At 68.8% G+C, this 20,195-nt stretch carries 16 protein-coding genes; 7 read left to right on the forward strand and 9 right to left on the reverse strand.

The features are described 5' to 3' along the window. Positions 1-639: 639 nt before the first annotated feature. Both OWR29_RS46375 and OWR29_RS46380 read right to left on the reverse strand, forming a co-directional pair. Positions 640-3,591: a 3-keto-alpha-glucoside-1,2-lyase-like domain-containing protein gene (locus OWR29_RS46375; protein WP_267570096.1), complete on the reverse strand. Its 2,952-nt coding sequence runs from the start codon at positions 3,589-3,591 to the stop codon at positions 640-642. A gap of 165 nt (positions 3,592-3,756) precedes the next feature. After that, on the reverse strand, positions 3,757-5,715 hold the full coding sequence (locus OWR29_RS46380) for a peroxidase family protein (protein WP_267570097.1): 1,959 nt from the start codon (positions 5,713-5,715) through the stop codon (positions 3,757-3,759). Positions 5,716-5,895: 180 nt separating this feature from the next. Here OWR29_RS46380 and OWR29_RS46385 point away from each other — a divergent pair, with 180 nt between their 5' ends. The 5 genes from OWR29_RS46385 to OWR29_RS46405 are packed head-to-tail and all read left to right on the forward strand — an operon-like array spanning position 5,896 to position 9,564. Beyond that, positions 5,896-6,879 carry a metal ABC transporter substrate-binding protein gene (locus OWR29_RS46385; RefSeq protein ID WP_267570098.1) on the forward strand — a complete coding sequence of 328 codons (984 nt, stop codon included), beginning with the start codon at positions 5,896-5,898 and terminating at the stop codon, positions 6,877-6,879. Between the two features lies 1 nt (position 6,880). Continuing rightward, positions 6,881-7,606: a metal ABC transporter ATP-binding protein gene (locus tag OWR29_RS46390; RefSeq protein ID WP_267570099.1), complete on the forward strand. Its 726-nt coding sequence runs from the start codon at positions 6,881-6,883 to the stop codon at positions 7,604-7,606. Next, entirely contained in the window at positions 7,603-8,475 is an 873-nt protein-coding gene (locus OWR29_RS46395) for a metal ABC transporter permease (protein ID WP_267570100.1), read from the forward strand. The genes OWR29_RS46390 and OWR29_RS46395 overlap by 4 nt, the downstream gene beginning before the upstream one ends. Continuing rightward, on the forward strand, positions 8,459-9,280 hold the full coding sequence (locus tag OWR29_RS46400) for a metal ABC transporter permease (protein WP_267570101.1): 822 nt from the start codon (positions 8,459-8,461) through the stop codon (positions 9,278-9,280). Before OWR29_RS46395 ends, OWR29_RS46400 begins: the two co-directional genes overlap by 17 nt. Continuing rightward, positions 9,277-9,564, forward strand: a complete 288-nt coding sequence (locus OWR29_RS46405; RefSeq protein ID WP_267570102.1) for an ArsR/SmtB family transcription factor — start codon at positions 9,277-9,279, stop codon at positions 9,562-9,564. The genes OWR29_RS46400 and OWR29_RS46405 overlap by 4 nt, the downstream gene beginning before the upstream one ends. Here the strand turns inward: OWR29_RS46405 and OWR29_RS46410 are convergent. From OWR29_RS46410 to OWR29_RS46440, 7 genes are all read right to left on the reverse strand, one after another. Next, positions 9,549-10,724: a CobW family GTP-binding protein gene (locus OWR29_RS46410; RefSeq protein ID WP_267570103.1), complete on the reverse strand. Its 1,176-nt coding sequence runs from the start codon at positions 10,722-10,724 to the stop codon at positions 9,549-9,551. The genes OWR29_RS46405 and OWR29_RS46410 overlap by 16 nt on opposite strands. 45 nt (positions 10,725-10,769) lie before the next feature. Beyond that, positions 10,770-11,741, reverse strand: a complete 972-nt coding sequence (locus OWR29_RS46415) for an aldo/keto reductase (protein WP_267570104.1) — start codon at positions 11,739-11,741, stop codon at positions 10,770-10,772. A gap of 16 nt (positions 11,742-11,757) precedes the next feature. Next, positions 11,758-12,537 carry an endonuclease/exonuclease/phosphatase family protein gene (locus OWR29_RS46420; RefSeq protein ID WP_267570105.1) on the reverse strand — a complete coding sequence of 260 codons (780 nt, stop codon included), beginning with the start codon at positions 12,535-12,537 and terminating at the stop codon, positions 11,758-11,760. After that, positions 12,534-13,325: a DNA-formamidopyrimidine glycosylase family protein gene (locus OWR29_RS46425; RefSeq protein WP_267570106.1), complete on the reverse strand. Its 792-nt coding sequence runs from the start codon at positions 13,323-13,325 to the stop codon at positions 12,534-12,536. Before OWR29_RS46425 ends, OWR29_RS46420 begins: the two co-directional genes overlap by 4 nt. Positions 13,326-13,329: 4 nt before the next feature. Next, positions 13,330-14,076, reverse strand: a complete 747-nt coding sequence (locus OWR29_RS46430; RefSeq protein WP_267570107.1) for an esterase family protein — start codon at positions 14,074-14,076, stop codon at positions 13,330-13,332. Positions 14,077-14,079: 3 nt separating this feature from the next. Next, positions 14,080-14,904 (reverse strand): AfsR/SARP family transcriptional regulator, encoded by an 825-nt coding sequence (locus OWR29_RS46435; protein ID WP_267570108.1) that lies wholly within the window; start codon positions 14,902-14,904, stop codon positions 14,080-14,082. 103 nt (positions 14,905-15,007) lie between these two features. Further along, positions 15,008-15,808: an alpha/beta fold hydrolase gene (locus OWR29_RS46440; RefSeq protein WP_267570109.1), complete on the reverse strand. Its 801-nt coding sequence runs from the start codon at positions 15,806-15,808 to the stop codon at positions 15,008-15,010. A 215-nt stretch (positions 15,809-16,023) separates the two neighbouring features. Between OWR29_RS46440 and OWR29_RS46445 the strand changes: the two genes are divergently transcribed. Both OWR29_RS46445 and OWR29_RS46450 read left to right on the forward strand, forming a co-directional pair. After that, positions 16,024-18,141, forward strand: coding sequence for a transglycosylase domain-containing protein (locus OWR29_RS46445; RefSeq protein WP_267570110.1), 2,118 nt, complete (start codon positions 16,024-16,026; stop codon positions 18,139-18,141). 165 nt (positions 18,142-18,306) lie between these two features. Then, positions 18,307-19,983 carry an alpha-amylase family glycosyl hydrolase gene (locus OWR29_RS46450; protein WP_267570111.1) on the forward strand — a complete coding sequence of 559 codons (1,677 nt, stop codon included), beginning with the start codon at positions 18,307-18,309 and terminating at the stop codon, positions 19,981-19,983. Positions 19,984-20,195: the final 212 nt, after the last annotated feature.

Consider the following 20,195-nt stretch of genomic DNA (forward strand, 5'->3'; position numbering starts at 1 on the left):
CCATCTCACGATGAGCTACGACAGCCGCCCCGGGGAGAACAGCCAAGCTGGGCCCCGCACTGAGCGGAAAGCCCATCAGGCGCGGCCCATCGATGACGCGCATGGGTCAGCCCTTCGCCGGCAGTCTCGAGGCGACGTCGCTCACGGTCGGCTGATAGTCGCGAGTGTCAGTCAAGATGCGTCGACGTAACTATCAGACAACCGCTGGGGTTGTCGCGTCCTCGAGCCATGTCAGCTGGCGGCAGTCAGGAAGGCCCGATGCCCGCCCAGTCCAGCCATCCCAGACCGAAAGCATCCCGCCTTAAGCCTTGACCCCCACACGCGCAACCGGCACGGTGCGAACGCGGAACCCACCACCAAGGCCCGCCCGAGTAATCCACCACCCAGCCGAACCCCCGAACGCGGAAGCCAGACCCCTCACCCGCACGGGTCTACGACCCGAAATTGCACCCAGAGAAGCCCCAACCACAACGCCAGAGCAAGAGAATCGCCATGCAAGGTTGGGGCGGAGGGTGAGCAATCACGGCATAGAGACGGTTTACAAGCAGTGATTGCTCACCCTCCGCCCCAACCGTCCCAGCGCAAGAAAGCCAGAGAATCCCCGGCGGCACCTTGAGGCGCCCCCGGGGAACCTAAGACCTACGCAGGCTCAATCCACACGTTCCGGTACTGCACCTTGTTCCCGTGATCCTGCAGCCGGATTGCCCCAGTGGACGGCCCTTCCGGAATGTTCCCTCCAGTCCCCTGAGGGATCTCAACATCGGAGTGAACCGTCCGCCCGTTCCACACCAGGGAAACGCGAGCGTTGGCCGTCTTGGCGCCCGCCTCGTCGTACCGGGCAGCCTTGAACGTGATGTCGTAGGTCTGCCACGTCTCCGGCGCCGTAGCCACGTTCACGTCCGGGGCCTTGACTGTGTAGATCGCGCCGGCCTCGTTGTTGTCGAGGGTTGTGTCGCCGTACGAGTCGAGGATTTGGATTTCGTACCTCTCCTGCTGGTACACGCCGCTGTTTCCTCGGTTCTGCCCCGTGACGTCCGGCGGCAGCTGCGGCACCTTGAACTCTACGTGCAGCTTGTAGTCGCCGAAGGCTTCCTTTGTGCGCAAGTCACCGCAACAGACCTCGACCGCGTTTCCTTCGACTGCCGGCCATTGCGCTCGTCTGCCGTCGGTGTGGATCCAGTTGTCCAGGCCTTTGCCTTCGAACAGGGTGATCCTCTTGGCCGGCTTGCGCACGCTGATCAGTTCGAGGTTGATGTGTCCGGTGTCGGTGGCGTCGACCCGGTATTGGATCGCGTTGACGCCCTTCTTGAGCTTCAGTGTCTCGTTGACCGTCGCCCATTCTTCCCAGGTGACCGTCGACGGCAGCGACACCTGCTTGATCTTCTTGCCGTTGACGTAGACGCTCACTGTTTTGGTGCCGCTGAACGGGTTCGGCCCGTTCGAATACCTCAGTCCGACCTGGTAGTCGCCGGCTTTGTCGACCGTGACGTGCTTGGTCGTCGAGGCGTTCAGTGCTCCGAAGCCGGCCACGAATCCGATACCGGAGTAGCCCCGGTGGTCGGTCGCCAGCGTCGCGCCGCCCTCTCGGTTTCCTTCCTCGGCCTCGTAGAACACTTCTTGCTCCTGCGGCCCCGGCTTCTCGTTCATGGTGTACCAGGCTTCGGTGCTCCACAGGGTCTCGCCGTCCTTGGCGCTGAACGGCCTCGGCGACCTCAGGTGCACCACCCGGTCTCGGCGCAGGCCTTCGACGGTGAGCGTCACCGTCTTTTTGTCGCCCGACACCTTGGCCGTGGTTACCGGCAGGGCCTCTTTATCCACTTCGGGGCCGCCGTATTGTGCGGTCGGCACGTATCGCCACTGCTCCACCGCGTACGCGGAAGGCAGTTTCGCAATTGTCTCGGGGGAGAGCGGCTTCGTGTACTTGATTTTGAAGCCGGTCTGGGTGGCTTTTATGGTCTTCATGTCGAAGACGTTCTTGCCGTTCGGGGTCAGCTTCTGCAGGCCGAAGCGCAGCTTGCCGTCCTGGCCCCAGTTGCCGTCGGCGCCGAGGCCACCCACGTAGATCGCGCCGTCCGGGCCGAGCGCCACCCGGTTGATGCCGGCTTCGAGGCCTTGTGTGTGGCGGAATACCGCGCCCTGTTCCTGGCCGTGCACTGTTTCCAGCGCCGCCCGCTGCAAGCCGCCGTAGGTGACGTCGCCGATGACCAGCTGGCCCTTGTACGGCCCGGATTTGAGCAGCACCGGCGTGCTGGGGGAGTTGGCGATCTGGTTCTGCGGCAGCCACAGCACGGGCCGGGTGACCGGCTGGTCGTCGAATTTGCCGTCGGGGTTGGTGAAGTGGTTGTAGAAAGCGCCTTCCTCGATCTTCAGCAGCTTGGAGGAGGGGAGCCAGCCACCCTGGTTGTCGGTGACGTAGAGGTCGCCGTTGTCACCCCAGCCGAGCCCGTTGGGGGTGCGCAGGCCGCCCGCGACCGTGGTCACCTTGCCGCTCTTGCGGTTGACCACGATGCTGGTGCCACGGCCGCCGACCGGCTGCGGGTCGGTCGTCGCGCCGCCCAGGTTGATCGACACCGACAGGTTGAGGTAGAAGTTGCCACCCTTGTAGAGCAGCCCGAACGCGAACTCGTGGAAGTTGCCGCCGAACGGCCAGGTGGCCACCGTACGGCGGGTGTCGAGCACGTCGTCGCGGTCGGTGTCGCGCAGCTCGGTCAGCTCATGTTTCTGTGAGACGTAGACCAGGCCGTCGACCACCGCGATGCCCATCGGCTCTTTGAGGTTGCCGGCGATTTTCTTGTACGTCACCTTGTCCGGCCCGGTCGTGCCGGACGTGCCGGAGACCAGGTAGACCTCGCCGGTCACCTGGTCGGAGCCGCCCCACGTGCTGATCACCATTTTGCCGTCGGGCCGCCAGGCGATCCCGGTGACCTGCGGCTCGAAGCCGGGCGGGCGCAGGTTCGTCAGGTCGTAGCCGGGGTTCACGGCGGTCAGCGGCAGCCCGTCGCCGGGGGTGTCCGTGCCCGCGACGCACTCCTTGGTGCCGGGGGCCGTCACCCGCACCACGCCGGCGTCGGTGCTCAGAGCGCTGGTCGGCACCACCGTGAAGTCGCCCGCGCCCGGCGGCCGCCACGAGAGGGTCAGCCGCTGGCCGCCGTCCTTGTCGAAGTGCTCGACGCGCAGGCGGTGCACGCCCTCGGTGAGCTCGACCGTGCCGTCCTTGGGCGGTTCGACGTCGTGCAGCCCGTCGTGGTCGGCGATCAGTTCGTCGTCGAGGTACAGCTTCGAGCCGTCGTCGCTGACGAGCCGGAACGTGTAGGTGCCGGCGGCCGGCGCGGTGAGGTTGGCGATCGCGTGGGTGACGAAGTTGTCGTTCAGCCCGAACTGCTCGGTGGTCGACCAGTCGACGGTGGGCATCAGCTTGTCCACATTGGGCGTCTGGCCGGGCTTGAGCTCGCAGACCCGGCTCATCGGCTGCCCGATGTCGTAGGTGCGCAGCGTCACGCCGGGTTCCTGCGGCGGATCGGCGGCGAAGGCGGGCGCCGGCGCCGCGGCGACGGCGGATATGAGCAGGGCGGCCAGCAAGAGACGTCTCATCGCACTCCCCGGTTACCGGTTCTGTTCAACGTTGTGAACATCCTGGGGCACTTCTGCCGGGGCGTCCATATCTTTCTATGTATCAATCCCAACTTTTGTACGTCTGGGCAAAAGCCGACGGACCAGGCCGGGTGGCGACCTGGTCCGCCGGACGGAGGAGGAGCGTCAGCTCGCGGGCAGGATCAGCACCTGGCCTCCGATGATGCGGTCGGGGTTGGTCAGGATGGCCCGGTTGAGGGCGAAGATCTCGGGCCACCGGTTGCCGTCGTCCAGCTTGTCGGCGGCGATGCCGCTCAGCGTGTCACCATTTTGGACGATGTACAGGCGCGGGATGTCGCCCACCGGCTCGCGCGGCGGCAGCACGAAGACCTGGCCGGCGAAGATGCGGTCGGGGTCGCGGATCAGGGCCTGGTTCAGCGCGTAGATCTGCGGCCACCGGTTGCCGTCGCCCAGCTTGGCCTCGGCGATGCCGAACAGGGTGTCGCCCGCCACCACCGTGTGGGTCGCCGGGGGCACCGCGCCCGCCAGCACCCCGGCCAGGCGCAGGATGTCGGCCAGCTCGAACTGACCCGGCTTGGCCGCCGGCAGCGACGGGGTCCAGCCGGGCTGGGCCAGGATCGAGTCGGGGCTGCGGCGCACCAAACCGATCAGCACCTCGGCGATCAGCGTGCTGCCGACGGGGCCGAGGTGGTTGCCGTGGCCCAGCACCTTGGCCTCGGCCAGGACGTAGTACCAGAGCGGCGTACGGAATTGGAACCCGCCCGCCTCGAGCGCCAGGCGCTGGTCCTCGCCGCCGGCCGCGAGAATCTCGTCCTTGGTCAGCACCTGGGCGCCGATGTGCTCGGCGATCGCCTGGCCGGTGGGCAGCCGCAGCCGGTAGCCGCGCAGCAGGTTGCGCACGGCGAGCCGGGCGGCCAGATCGGGTTGCTCGGGCTGGCCCGTCAGGTCCTGCAGCTGGAACAGCGCCTGGAACTCGTCGTTCTTGAAGGCGGCCAGGCTGGGGTCGAGCCGGCGGGCCAGGCTGATGCCGTCGGCGTCGCCGATCAGCTCCTCCCACTGGATGATCCAGTTCTCCGGGAGGGTGGCGTTGGCGGCGCCGCCGAGGTTGTCGCTGAGCGCGGTGAAGGTGAACAGGAAGTCGAGCGTGGCCGGAACGCCGCCGTGCAGGTTGAAGTTGTCGTTGAAGTTGTAGGCGAAGCGCACCATCGAGTGGCCGAAGCGGTAACCGGCGACCGAGAACTCGAGCGGCATGAACGACGGCTCGCTCAGCGGGTCGAACCACCGGTTGCCGTTGGCGATGATGTCCTCGACGACGGCCGGGTCGGCCACCTTCTTGAGGAAGTCCTTGATGACGACGTACTGGTAGTGCTGGCGCAGCACGCGGCGGGCGTCGGTGAACGACAGGCCCTGGTCGACCAGGGCGTTGTGCGCCCGCAGGAAGGCGGTGTGCAGCTGGCCGATGATGGTGTTCTCGTCGTTGCGCGGATCGCCGATCACGGCCGCCCGGTCGTGCTCGATGTTGCCCGGGTTGGCCGGCTCGCGCGGAAGGTCGTGGAAGTCGTCGCCGGCCTTGCTGTCCGGCCGCTTGAACGGCGGGTTGGTCCGGTTCGTCGGCGTGACCTTGCCGACCAGCATCTTGTTGCCGTCGGCGGGGTCGCGCGGCGCCGGCAGGCCGTAGACGCTGTCCAGGTCGAGCACGGGCGTGCGCTGGTTGAGCAGCGCGTTGCGGATGGCCGCCACGTTCAGCGGGGTCATGGCCGGGTCGAGCAGCTGGGCCATGGTGGCCGAGCCGAAGCCCTGCTGGATCTCGAGCGTGATGTCGTGGTCGACGAACTGGCCGAAGTACGTGTAGGCGGCCGGGATGTTGCTGTCCTCGCCCTCCACGTCGCGGTCGACCATGGCGTTGCCGAGGTCCTTCAGTTGGGCCGGGGTGTTGGCGGTCTGTGGCAGCAGGTTGGCCTCGTCGTCCTGCAGGCCAGGGAACAGGAAATCGAAGCTGTGTCCTTCGACCTGCCGGACCAATGAGAATGCCGCGGTGCTCCTGGTGGCGGCTTGGGCAAGACCCCGTTCGGCGGCCTCGATGTCGTTCTGCGTGATCGACTGTCCGTGTCCCAGACGCGGCATGGTCACTTCCCCCTGTGACGAGATGACAAAAGGCTGCGGTCACGTTAGGGATCCGCTGCGCCCGGGTCAGGCAGAAAACCGACACTGACGGATCCGATGCACTTATCGTCATCTCGCCATTAGACGATTTAATTTGAAAACGATTATCGTTCTGCCTCATCAGTGATGGGAGCAGAATTGATGAAGCACCGCATTTTTCTGATCGCGGCTCTCGCCACGACCGCCACCGTGCTGGCCGCATGCGGCTCCGGCGATTCCGGCAGTGACGCCGCCGCCGCGAACGAGGGCCCGCAGCCCCTGGCCGTGGTCGCCACGACCCCCGAGGTGGCCGACTTCGTCCGCAACGTCGGCGGTTCCGACGTGGCCGTCACCCAGATGATCAAGCCGAACGTCGACCCGCACGATTTCGAGCCCACGCCGGCCGACATCCAGGCCATCGGCCAGGCCAAGGTGGTGGTGAAGAACGGCGTCGGGCTCGAGGAATGGCTCGACCGGACGATCGAGGCGTCCGGTTTCAAGGGCGCCGTGGTCGATTCCAGCCAGGGCGTGACGCTGCACGAGGGCGGCCACGAACACGAGGAAGAGCACGCAGCCGAAGAGGAGCACGCGGAGGAGGAGCACGAGCACGATCCGCACATCTGGCACGACCCGAAAAACGCCAAGATCATGGTGACGAACATCGAAAAGGGACTCGCCGCCGCCGACCCCGCGCGCGCCGACGCATTCGCCAAGAACCTCACGACGTACGCCACCGAATTGGACAAGCTCGACGCGGACAACGAGGCCGCGTTCGCCAAGCTGCCCGCCGCGGATCGCAAATTGGTCACCAATCACGACGCGTTCGGCTACTACGTCGACCGGTACAAGCTCGAGTTCGTCGGTTCGGTGATCCCCAGCCTCGACACGTCGGCCGAGCTGTCGGCCAAGCAGCTGAGCGACCTCGTCGCGAAGATCAAGTCGACCGGGGCCAAGGCCATCTTCACCGAGAGCTCGCTGCCGCCCAAGAGCGCGGAGGCGATCGCGAAACAGGCCGGGGTGAAGGTGGTCGGTGGCGAGGACGCGCTGTTCGGCGACAGCCTGGGCGCGCCCGGCACGCCGGAGGGCACCTACCTCGGGGCCGAGCGGCACAACACCGAAGTCATCGTGTCGGCGCTGGGCGGCTGAGTTGGCCGCGCTGCGCTATGCCGGGGTGAGCGTCGGCTACGACCGCACGCCGGTGCTCACCCACGTCGACCTGGAGCTGCGGGCCGGGCAGCGTCTGATCCTGGTCGGCCCCAACGGCGCCGGCAAGTCCACGCTCATCAAGTCGGTGCTGGGGCTCGTGCCGGTGCTCGCAGGCGAGGCGACGGTGCTGGGGGAGAGCCCGGCGGCGGCGCGCGGGCGGGCCGGGTACGTGCCGCAGATCGACACGCTCGACGCCGACTTCCCGGTCAGCGTCCGGCAGGTGGTGATGATGGGCCGCTACCGCCGCATCGGGTGGTGGCGGCCCGCCCGTCCGGCCGACCGGCGAGCGGTGGCCGAGGCACTGGAGCTGGTCGGGCTGGCTGACCGCGCGGGTCACCGGTTCGGCACTTTGTCGGGCGGTCAGCGGCAGCGCGTGCTGCTGGCCCGGGCCATCGCCGCCGAGCCACGGCTGCTGCTGCTCGACGAGCCGTTCAACGGGGTCGACGCGGTGAGCCAGGAGGCCATCGTCCGGGTGCTGCGCGAGCTTTCCGCGGCCGGCACGGCGCTCGTGCTGAGCACGCACGACCTTACGGTCGCCCGCGAACTGGCCGATCTCGTGTGTCTGGTCAACGGGCGGCAGTGGGCGGTGGGCACGCCAGGCGAGACACTCACGGCCGGGAAATTGCGTTCCGCGTACGGCGGTGGTCTCGTGCTGGTCGCGCCGTGATCGAGCCCTTCACCGTCCCGTTCATGGCCCGCGCCCTGACCGAGATCCTGCTTCTGGCCGTGATTTGCGGCCCGGTCAGCGTCTTCGTGTTCGCCCGGCGGCTGTCCTTCACATCCGATGCGCTCACGCACACCGTCTTTCCCGGCGTGGTCATCGGCTTCATGGCCGGCCAGCTGTTCGCCGGTGCGCTGGTGGCCGCGATCGTCACGGCGGTGGCGTTGACGTTGCTGACCGCCGGCGGTCGGGTGTCGGATGACGCGGCTACGGCAGTGCTGCTGACCGCGATGTTTTCGATCGGCGTCGTTCTGGTGTCGCGCCGGTCCTCGTACACCTCGGATCTGACTTCGTTCCTGTTCGGGCGCCTGCTGACGGTCACGCCGCGGCAGATCGCTGAGACCGCGGTGCTGGCCGTGGTGGTGCTGGTCGCGCTGGCCGTCGGCGCCCGCGCCATGGTGTTCCGCACCTTCGACCCGGCGGGCGCGGCGGCCGCTGGTTACCGAGTCGTTTGGCTCGATCTGTGGCTGAACCTCATCGTGGCTTTGGTCGTGGTGGCCGCTGTTCGCGCGGTGGGCACGATCCTGGTGGTCGCGCTGCTGATCGTCCCGGCGGCCGCGGCCCGGATGCTTACCAACCAGTTGGTTGGAATGGCTGTCGTGGGCACGGTGCTGATCGCCGGGGCGGGCTACGGCGGGCTGTGGGCGAGCTGGACGGCCTCGATCCAGTACGGCGTGGCGCTGACGTCCGCGTCGTCCGTGGTCTTGCTGCTCGTCGCCGCCTATCTGCTGCTGGTCCCGGTGCGCCTGCTGCGCCGGCGGCGTCGCGATCCGGTCGTACCGGAAAGGAACTCCGCTCATGAACTGGTGGGATGACGCCCTGCATCGGGCCACCGCCGAAGTGGTCCTGGCGGGTGCGCTGGCCGGGCTGGTCGGCGTGCAGGTGGTGCTGCGGCGGCTGTCGTTCTTCACGATGGCGCTGACCCACGCGACGTTTCCGGGCGTGGTGGCCGCCTCCATCATCGGCGTGAACATTCTGCTGGGTGGGGTCGTCGCCGGCGGCATCGTGGCACTCGGGGTCGCCGCTCTGACCCGTCGCCGGGGACAGGACGCGTCGGCCGCCACGGGAGTGTTGCTGTCGGCCGGGTTCGCGCTCGGGGCCACGCTGGTCGCCACGCAGAGCGGGTTCAGCCGGGACCTGTCGTCGTTCCTGGTCGGCTCGATCCTCACGGTGGGCCCGCAGGATCTGGTCACCACCGCCGTCGCTCTTGTCGTCGTGGCGCTCGTCCTGCTGGCCGGCGCCCGCCCGCTGCAGCTGATCGCCTTCGACCGGGCCGGGGCCGAGGCGGCCGGAGTGCCCGTCGCGCGCTGGGACATCGTGCTGTTGCTGACCCTGGAAGTCGTTGTGGTGACTATGGTTCCGGCCGTCGGCACGATCCTGGCCGTGTCGCTGATCGTCGCTCCGGCCGCCGCAGCTCGACTGTGGACCGATCGGCTCTGGCCCATGACCGCGCTGTCGGTGGCGTTGGCCGTGGGCAGCGGGCTGGCCGGTCTGTGGGTGTCGAGCCGCTGGAACGTGGCCGCCGGGGCTTCCATCTCGCTGGTGGCCACGGCGTTGCTGGCTTGCTCGTGGCTGGCGGCGCGCATCCGGTTGCTCCCGGCCCGGCTGGCCGCCGCGTGACCGTCGACCCGCCCGCACTCGACCGGGCGGTCACCGCGTTGCGCGGCATGGCCTACGAGCACCGCCTGCAGATCCTGGTCCTTCTGCGTACGGGCGAAACCACCCCGTCGGCGCTGGCGGCGGCCATCCCCGCGCACCCGACGGCCGTCTCGCACCACCTGCGGCACCTGATCGACGCGGGCCTGATCAGCCGCCGCCGGGACGGCCGCCGCATGCTCTATTCACTGCGCGGCGAGGCCACCGCCCGCCTGCTCGACGAGGTTCTGCGTTATGCCCACGAGTAGTGCTCGGCGAACGGGTCGGGCAGCTTGCTCCAGGCGTCGGCGCCCTCGGCAAGTTCGGCGTCGGCCAGCAGGCAGCCTTTCAGCGTGGCGGTGAGGGCGTCCGTGTCGAGGCCGAGCCCCACGAACGAGAGAGCCGTGCCGCGGTCGCCGTAGTAGGGATCCCAGGCGGCGTCGGCCGACAGGCGGCGCATCGGAGTGGCCTCGTCCCAGCGGTCGGCCGGCAGGGCGGCCAGCCAGAGACCGAGGTTGCCCAGCATCAGGTTGCCGCCGGCCGACTCCCAGGCGATCGCCGTGTCGGGCTGGGTGGCGATCCACAGCTGGCCGCGGCCCCGCAGCGAGGTGGCGGCCAGATCCTCGAGTGCGTCGTGCAGGCGCTGGGGATGGAACGGGCGGCGGCTCTGGAACAGCATGGCGTTGACGCCGTGGTCGCCGGCCCGGTCGTGGATCCCGATCGGGTAGCCCTCGAGCGCCCGGCCCAGCATGGCGGGCACGGCCGGGTCGTGGCGGCCGGTGCGCAGCAGCCGCGCGGCCAGGCCGGTGCAGTCGACCGTCGGACCGTCGCCCACGCGCACCTGCACGGCCCACGGGGTCAGCCGGTGCAGCAGCGCGGCGGCCTGGTCACGGTCGTACGGGCCGAGGGCCGGGCTGCCCCACACCACGATCGTGTCGGCGTACTCGATCTGGCGGGCGACCACCTCGGCCACCCCGCGCCGGTCGTTGGCGGCGGCGTGCAGATCCCGGTCGCGCAGGTCGTCGCTGCTCGTCAGGTCGTCGAGCAGGCCTGCCGCCTCGACCACGGTGACGAAGGAGTCAAAGGTCAGCTCGGCCGGCAGCGCAGCGACAGCGGCCGGTTCGATCGCGGGCGGCAGGCACAGCACGATGTCGCTGCCCGGCCGTTCCCGGCTCAGCCGTTCCAGGGTGGGCAGCACGTCCTCGCGCAGGGTGCACGAGACGCAGCCGTGAACCAGCTCGGTACGCCCACGCTCGATCACACCGGCTGCGGTCCGGACGGTCCGCGTGACCACTCCGTCCCGTACGGCGGAAAGGTCGTGACCGACGAGCGTGAGCGACGGGTCGGCGACGAGCAGGCTGCGGGCGACGGCGTCCGTGGCGGCCGGGGCGAACCCGGCCAGCACGGTCACGCGGGAGCGGGAAGTCATGCCCCCATCTTGTTGGAAACGGTTTTCATTTGCAAGCGACGCGGCTCAGTAACCGGAGGGAAGACGCGGCGTGTAGGGCTCCTCGAGAGTGGTGATCTCGTCGACGGTCAGCTCGAGGTCGAGAGCGGCCACGGCGTCGCTCAGGTGGTGGGCCTTGGTCGGGCCGACGATCGGGGCGTCGACCACCGGGTTGTGCATGACCCAGGCCAGCGCGACCTGCGCCATCGGCACGCCGCGGGCCTCGGCGACCCGGCGGACGGCGTCGACGATCGGCTTGTTCTCGTCGCCCTGGTAGCGGGCGTGCAGCGGGTCGACCTGGGCCCGCTGGCTCGACCGCTCGTCCCACGGCCGGGCCAGCCGGCCCTTGGCCAGCGGGCTCCACGGAATCGAGCCCACGCCCTGATCGGCCAGCAGGCCGAACATCTCGCGCTCCTCCTCGCGCTGCAGCAGGCTGTACTGGTTCTGCATCGAGACGAACCGGGTCCAGCCGCCGAGGTCGGCCGCGTGCTGCATCTTCGCGAACTGCCAGGCCCACATGGACGAGGCGCCGATGTAGCGCGCCTTGCCGGCCCGGATGACGTCGTGCAGCGCCTCCATCGTCTCCTCGACCGGCGTCTCGGGGTCGAAGCGGTGGATCTGGTAGAGGTCGACGTAGTCGGTGCCGAGCCGGGCCAGCGACGCGTCGATGTTCTCGAGGATCGCCTTGCGGGACAGGCCCGAGCCGCCCGGCCCGTCGTGCACGGGGAAGAACACCTTGGTGGCCAGCACGATCGAGTCGCGGTCGGTGTACTTGCGCAGCGCCCGCCCGACGATCTCTTCCGAACTGCCGGCGCTGTACATGTTCGCGGTGTCCCAGAACGTGATGCCGAGCTCGACGGCCTGCCGGAACAGGGGTTCGGCGGCCTCGTCGCCGAGCGTCCACTGGTTGGTGCCGCGGTCGGACAGGCCGAAGCTCATGCACCCCAGCGCGATCCGGCTGACCTTCAGGCCCGAGCTGCCCAGACGTGTGTATTCCATGCCCCCAACGTATGCCTCACCAATCCAGATCGCAGAGCACGCCGTAATGATCGGACGGGTACAGGCCGTCGATCGGATCACCCAGCGCCTGGACGCCGGTCACCCTGATCGTCTGGTCCGGGTTTCCCGCCCGTACGAAGATGTGGTCGATCCGCTGATCCAGGAGCTCAACCGCTTCGAGCGGCGCCTGCGGGTGGTCGGAGCGCAACGTCGTCGTGGCCGGGTCGCCCCCGCCGGCCGTCCAGGTGTCGACCATCGCCGCGTGCACGGGGGCGAGCACCGGGCTGTCGGGCGCGGCGTTCAGATCCCCGCACAGGATCACCGGCAGCGGCCCGTCGCGGAGGTAGTCCGTCGCCAGGTCGGTGACCGCCCGGCCCTGGGCGATGCGGTCCTTCGCGTACGCCGGTTCCCACTCGAGGCAGGCGGCGATCACGTGCAGCGTCCCGGCCGGGTGCTCGATCTCGGCGACAGCCGACACCGGCACCGGGTCGCGGTTGAGCGAGGGCAGCGGCTCGGCGCTCACCCGCAGCGGCCACCGGCTGATCAGGCCGAGGCCCACCTCGTACGGGGAATCCGGGGGAGCCGGAGGCAGGCCGGGCGCCACGAAAGCGGCGTGCCGGCCCAGGGCGGCCGCGAACTCATGGGCCTGGCTGGTGCCGTCGCCGCCCCAGCACTCCTGCAGCGCGACGACGTCGGCTTCGGCCTCGCGCAAATAATGCAGCAGGCGTGGCTGCCGGTCGCGCCAGTCCGGGCCGAAGCGCCACCACACGTTCCAGGTCAGCACGCGCAGGTTCACGACGCCTCTCCGGGTGCGGGCTGGCAGTGCGGGCACCACCAGGTTTCGCGGTCGTACGGGGTGGGGCCGGCCGGGCTGAAGGCGATCGGGGTGGAGCACCGGCGGCACGGGCGCCGGTACCGCCCGTACACCCAATGGGTCCGGCCCTTGCGCAGGTCGCCGGTGGTGGCCTGCGTGCCGTTGCGCAGGCCCAGGCGCATCATGCGGGCGATCACGTCGAGCACCTGGGGGACGTCGACGCGGGCGGCCGGGGTGTGCGGCCAGACGCCCGCGACGAACAGGCCCTCCACGGTCCACAGGTTGCCGATGCCGGCCACGTTGCGCTGGTCGAGCAGGGCCTCGCGGATGCGACGGCCGGGGATCGCGGCGACGGCGGGCGCTGCGGTCGGCCAGTCGTCGGTGAGGATGTCGGGGCCGAGGTGACCCACTGCGAGGTCTTCGCGGGCGGTGGGTACGACCTGCAGCACCGGCATGGCGTGGGCGGCCAGCACACCGGGCGGGCCGAAGTCGAACCAGGCGCCGACCCGGTCCGCGGCAGGGCCGGGGCGCCAGCCGGGCCGGTGGATCCGCCACGAGCCCTGCATCCGCAGGTGGCTGTGGACCGTACGGGCGCTGCCGAAACGCATCAGCAGGTGCTTGCCCACCGCGGCGACCTCGAGCAGCTTGTCGCCCTCGAAGCGCGGGGGAACCTCGCCACCGCGGCGGAACTGGGCCGCCGCCACCTCACGGCCGGCGACCGAAGAGCTCAACCGGGCAGCCAGCCGCCGGATCGAATCGCCCTCGGCCATCGCTTCATGATGGCAGGTAGTGGCCGATGTGCTTGGCGAGTTGTGAGCGCCACGAGGGCCAGTCGTGCGGGGTGTCGGCGCCCCAGAAGTCGAACTCGTGCCGGATGCCCTTCTCGGCCAGCAGCGCGGCCATCTTGGGCGACGAGGCGAGCGCGCCGGTCGTGTCCTCCCACTGGCCCTGACCGCAGACCAGCAGGATCGTCAGCCGTTCGCGCAGCCAGTCCAGGTGGTCGCCGTGCAGGTTGGCCACGTACTCGGCCGGGTTGTTGAAATAGACGGCGTCGCCGCGCTCGCCCCAGCCGTTCCAGGTGGCGGGGTCGTAGTTGCCCGAGAAGCACAGCGCCAGCGGGAACAGGTCGGCCCGTCGAAAAGCGAAATTCAGAGCGTGGTACGCCCCCAGAGAGCACCCGATCGCCCCGAGCTCAGCGTCGTCCCCGCTGTCTTGGAGCACGTGGGGCACGACGCTCTCGAGGATCCAGGTCTCATAACCGGCGTGCATCCGGGCCCGCTCCTCGAGCGGCAGGTGGTGCGCCGACCACGTGCCGTCGTCGAACGAGTCGACGCAGTACAGCTTCAGCCGGCCCGCCTCGATCAGCGGCTCGACCGTGCCGACCATGCCGTTGTCGGCCCACTCCCAAGCGTTGCCGCCCTCGGTGGGGAACACGACAAGCGGCTTCCCGTAGTGACCGTAGACGGCCACCGTCCCGCTCGCGCCGTTGGAAGCTTCCAGCTGTACGGAGTAGTGCCGCATGGCTCAGTTTATGCGGTTCCGGGGCCGGGACGCCCGGCGACGGCGCCGGCCGAGGGCCGGCGGGAACACGAGACCGGCCGCCGGGATGCGCTGGTGCAGCAGCCGGTCGTGGGCGTCCAGCAGCTCCGGGCCGGGGACGATGCCGAGCTCGTCGTCGAGGCGGCGGCGCACGGCCCGGAACAGGTCGAACGCCTCGGCCTGGCGTCCGTCGGCGGCCAGAGCCAGCAGCAGGCGGGCCTGCAGCGCCTCGTCCAGCGGATCCAGGCTCGCCGCGTGCCGCAGGGCCGGGATGACCGTCCGGGCCAGGCCGGCCGGCAACGCCCGGTCGGCCGCGTCCCGGGCGGCGTGGGAGCGTTCCGACTCGAGCGCCACGAAGGCCGGCTGGCTGCCCGCGACCGGCTCGAGCCCGGTGGCGCACCGGCCCTGCCACAGCCCGAGCGCGTCGACGAACAGGCGCACCGCGCGGGCCGGGTCGCCCGTCTGGCCGGCCCGGGTCACGAGTGAGCGGAACCGCAGCAGATCGAGGGAGTCGGCGCCGACCCGCAACTGGTAGCCGGCGGCCTGCCGCACGAGGTAGCGGCCGGTCGCGCGTACGGGCAGATGGGGTTCGACCAGCCGGCGCAGCGCCCCGATGCTGCGGTGCACGATGTTGACCGCGCTGGCCGGCGGATCGTCGGCCCAGATCGCGTCGACCAGCTCGCTCAGGCTCACCGTCGAGCCCGCGCGGGCCAGCAGCAGCGCCAGCACGAGCCGCTGCTGGCGGCCGCCGAGGTCGAGCTCCGCCGGCCCGGAGCGGATCTGCACCGGACCCAGGATCCTGAACTGCACGACCGTCACGCCGGCCCTCCGATCTTGTGCCCCTACGAGGCCAGACCGGCCGGTGCGCGGCCGCGTGACGTTCGGCCGGTGTGACGCGCGCCGCTTGGCGTGGTCAGGCTTTGATGAAGGCCAGCAGGTCGGCGTTGATGGTGTCGGCCTGGGTGGTCGGCATGCCGTGCGGGAAACCGGCGTACGTCTTGAGGGTGCCGTTCTGCACGAGCTCGGCCGCCTTGGGCGCGGTGCCGTCGTACGGGACGATCTGGTCGGCATCACCGTGCATGACCAGCACCGGGACGGTGATCTTCTTGAGGTCTTCGGTGTAGTCCTCGCGGGCGAAGGCGTCGACGCAGTCGTACTGGGCCTTGGCCCCGCCCGCCATGGCCTGGCGCCACCAGTTCTGGATGACCGCCTCGGAGGGCTCGGCCCCGGGCTGGTTGTAGCCGTAGAACGGGCCCGAGGGCAGCCCGCGGTAGAACTCGGTGCGGTTGGCGGCCAGACCGCCCTGCAGCCCGGCGAACGCCTCCGGCGGCAGCGGCACAGACGGCGTGACCGCGCTGATCAGCACGACCTTGGCCACCCGGCTCTCGCCGTGCCGGCCGACGTAGCGGGCCACCTCGCCCCCGCCCGCGGAATGGCCGACGTGAACCGCGTCACGCAGATCGAGGTGCTCGACCAGCGCCGCCAGGTCGTCGGCGTAGTGATCCATGTCATGCCCGTCGCTCACCTGCTCCGAGCGGCCGTGCCCGCGGCGGTCGTGGGCGATCACCCGGAAGCCCTGGGCCAGGAAGAACAGCATCTGGTTGTCCCAGTCGTCGGCCGACAGCGGCCACCCGTGGCTGAAGACGATCGGCTGCCCCGAGCCCCAGTCCTTGTAGAAGATCTGTGTGCCGTCCGTGCTTGTCAGAGTTGCCATACCGGTGAAGCTAGGAGCCTGCTGTGAACGATCTCTGGATTGGGCTTCGCAGCTGATTGCCAGGCACTCTTGAGAGGTTGTCCGGGTGTGCGAGCGCCGGTCGCGGGTATCGGAGCCACGCGCCCGGCCGGGTGCGTGCGCGGGTGGCGTACTGTGCCGTGGCGCTTCACTTTTCAAGGAAAGGTGTCTGGGGATCCGTGACTGTGGGTGACCGGATGAGGGATCGATCGTTCTTCAGCAAGGCCGTGCTGCTGCTCACCTGCGGTCTGCTGACCGCCGTGGTGGTGTCGGCCGCGTCCTTCCCAGCCGTCGCGCTGGGCGGGCTTGTGGCCAAGGCCGGCGCCGAGGGCTTCGCGGCGATGCCGAGCACGATCGAGCAGCAGTCCGCCCCGCAGGTGACGCGGGTGTTCGCGAGCGACGGCAAGACGCAGATCGCCGTCCTCTACGACGAGTTCCGCAGCGACGTGCCGCTCGGTCAGATCTCGCCCAACATGCAGAACGCCATCGTGGCCGCCGAGGACCACAAGTTCTACGAGCACAACGGCGTCGACGTGAAGGGCATCGCCCGCGCGTTCGTCAACAACAGCCAGGGCGGCTCCCAGCAGGGCGCCTCGACGCTGACCATGCAGTACGTGCGCATGGCCCAGGCGTACGGCGCGAAGACGCCGCAGGAGGCGATCGACGCGACGAAGGACAGCCCCGAGCGCAAGGTCGCCGAGATCAAGTACGCGCTGCAGATCGAGAAGGACCTCGACAAGAAAGAGATTCTGCGGCGCTACCTGAACCTCGCGCCGTTCGGCAACGGCGCCTACGGCGTCTACGCCGGCAGCCAGGTCTACTTCAACAAGTCGCCCAAGAACCTGACCATCGCCGAGGCCGCGCTGCTGGCCGGCCTGGTCAAGGCGCCCACGTCGTTCGACCCGACCACCAAGACGGGCTACCCGCAGGCGCTCGACCGCCGCAACTACATCATCGACAACATGGTGGCCCTCAAGCAGATCACCAAGGCCGAGGGCGACGCGGCCAAGAAGACCAAGCTCAAGCGCACGGCCAACCGGCCCGGCAACGGCTGCACCTCGGTGAAGGTCAACAACTACGGCTTCTTCTGCGACTACTTCTACCGCTGGTGGCTGGATCAGAAGGCGTTCGGCGCCAACGCGTACGAGCGGGAGCGTCAGCTCAAGACCGGTGGCTACACGATCGTCACGTCGCTCGACATCAAGGCCCAGAACGCGGCCCGCAAAGAGATCAGCCGCAAGATCGACGACGACGACAAGAACGCGGTGCTGGTCGCCGGGATCGAGCCCGGCACCGGGCACGTCAAGTCGCTGGCGGCCAACCGCAAGTTCAAGCTCGACGACGGGACGAACCCGAAGAGCTCGAACCCGCAGGCGCGCAAGGCCGGGGCTCGGGCGACGTACCCGAACACCACCAACCCGATCATCACCGGCGGCGGCGACATCAACGGCTACCAGGCCGGCTCGGTGTTCAAGATGTTCACCATGGTGGCCGCGCTCGAGAACGGCTACGAGCTCGACCACCAGATCACGTCGGGCTCGACCTACAAGTCGAGCTACCCGATCGCGCGGAACGCGCCCGCCGCCTGCCCCGGCACCACGTTCTACTGCCCCAGCAACGCCTCGCCCAACGAGAAGGGCACGTTCAACATGTGGACCGGCTTCGGCAAGTCGGTCAACACGTACTTCGTGCCGCTGCAGGAACAGGTGGGCGCGGAAAAGGTCGTCGACGTGGCCAAGCGGTTCGGCATGCAGTTCCGCTCCAAGAGCGAGGCCGACCTGGTCAACACCCCCGAGGCGGCGCACAACTTCGGCGCGTTCACGCTGGGCGTGACCACCTCGACGCCGCTGGACATCGCCAACGCGTACGCCACCCTGGCCGGCGACGGCAAGTACTGCACGCCGACCCCGATCAAGCAGATCACCGCGGCCGACGGGTCGAAGGTGAAGGCCGGCCAGCCCACGTGCACCCAGGTCACCGACCCCGACGTGGCCCGCAAGGCGCTCGACGCGGCCCGCTGCCCGGTCGGCGACCGCGCCCAGCTGGGCAACTGCGCCGGCGCCACCGAGCCCAACGCGCACCGCACGATCGACCACCCGGTGTTCGGCAAGACGGGAACGACCGACGCCGACAAGACGGCCTCGCTGGTGGTGGGCTCGCGCAGCCTGGTCGTGGCCGGCTACATGGTCAACCCGGACTGGGCCAACCACACCGACCGGATGCGCCACAACATCGTCAACCCGGTCGTGTACCGCACCCTCGCCGACTACATGGAGGGCGCGGAGTACCAGGAGTTCAAGAAGCCCGGGGAGTAAAGGTCGGATCTCGGATGCACCCGGTGACTTCGGTCGCCGGGTGCATTTGTATTGGGCTCCATGAGCTTCCGACGAGCCTCCGACATCGACTTCGAGCGGCTGACCGGCGGCCGGGTCTTCCACCCGTCGCCGCCGGCCTGGGAGGACGAGGTCCTCTACTTCCTGATGCTCGACCGGTTCGCCGACGGCAACGACGCCACACCGCTGCTCACCGACGCGGACAAAGGCAATGCCTGGCGTACGGAGGAAAGCCGGCAGGAATGGCAGGACGCCGGCGCCGAATGGGTCGGCGGAACGCTGAACGGGCTGCGCGGGAAGCTCGGATACCTCAGCGGGCTGGGCGTCACGGCGGTGTGGATCAGCCCGATCCTCAAACAGCGTCCGAATACGGATACCTATCACGGCTACGCGACGCAGGACTTCCTCGAGATCGACCCGCACTTCGGGAGCGCCGAGGATCTGAAGCAGCTGGTCGCTGAGGCTCATGCGGCCGGCATTCGCGTCATCCTCGACGTGGTGCTCAACCATGCCGGCGACGTTTTCGCGTACGAGGAACAAGACGTGCACTGGGACGGTCGGACGCACACGGTGGCCGGCTTCCGCGACGCCGAGGGAAGGCCAACGTTGCCGTTCGGTCCGGTGGACGCGGGTGTGTCGCAGGACGCGGCAGTCTGGCCGGCGGAACTGCAGCGGGCGGGCAGCTTCACGGCGAAAGGGCCCATCCGGGATTGGGACCGGGACCCGGAATACCGTGAGGGCGACTTCGAAGGGCTGAAGGACATCACGCTCGGCGGGGGGCCGACCGATGGGTATCGGCCGTCGGGGGCGTTGCGAGCACTGACCTCCGTCTACAAGTATTGGATCGCGTACGCGGACCTGGACGGGTTCCGGGTCGACACGGTGAAACACATGGACCCGGGGGCGGCGAGGTACTTCACGTCGGCGATTCACGAGTTCGCGCAGTCGATCGGCAAAGAGAACTTCTACCTGATCGCCGAGATCACCGGGTCCCGGGAATTCGCGTACCGGACCCTGGAAGAAGTCGGAATGGACGCGGCGCTGGGCATAGCCGACGTCCAGGATCAGATGGAATGGCTGGTCAAAGGCTTCCGGGATCCACAGGAGTACTTCGGGTTGTTCCGGGACTCGCTGCAGGTGGGCAAGGACTCGCACACCTGGTTCCGCAACCGCGTGGTGACGGCGTTCGACGACCACGACCAGGTGCGCAAGGGTCGCGACAAAGCACGGTTCGCGGCGGACGACCTGGGGAAGAAGCTGGGGGTGGCGGCGATCGCGTTGAACGCGACTACGCTCGGTATTCCGTGTTTGTATTACGGCAGCGAGCAAGGGCTCGACGGGCACGGGGCGAACGATCGCTACCTGCGGGAGGCGATGTTCGGCGGGGCGTTCGGGGCGTTCCGGAGCCGGGGGGTGCACTGCTTCGACACGAGCAACCCGACCTACCGGCAGGTGTCGAGGATTCTCTCGTTGCGCCGGAGAATGCCGGCTCTTCGCCGAGGAAGGCAGTATCTGCGGCAGATCTCGGGGGATGGGGTGCACTTCGGGTTCCCGCAGTTGTTCGACGGGTCCATGAGGTCGGTGGTGGCGTGGTCCCGGTTGTTCGCGGAGACCGAGGTGTTGGCTGCTATCAATACCGATCCCGAATCCGCGCGTACGGCCTGGGTTACTGTCGACTTTGATCTGCATGAGGCGGGGTCGAAACTGACGTGTTTGTTCAGCACGGATCCGGCGTCCGAAGGTTTGGAGGTGCCTGTTGAGGCGCGCAATGGGAAGGCGGTTGAGGTGACCGTGCCGGCGGGTGGGTTCGTTGTTTACGGGTAAAAACCGGCGGATTTCTTGCGGTTGACGGCCGGGGACGAGGGCGATCACGCAAGCTGTAAACCGTCTCTATGCTTTGCGTGATCGCCCTCGTCCCCGGCCTTGCCGGGGGATTGGCTGCGCGGCTTTGGTTGTGGTCGGCGCTTCTCTGATTGCCTATTGTGGTCGTAGACCCGTGCGGGTTCGGGTCTGGCTGCCGCGCTGTGGGGTTTCGC

Origin of the sequence: Paractinoplanes pyxinae (assembly GCF_026626335.1) — a bacterium.
GTDB classification, from domain to species: Bacteria; Actinomycetota; Actinomycetes; order Mycobacteriales; family Micromonosporaceae; genus Actinoplanes; species Actinoplanes pyxinae.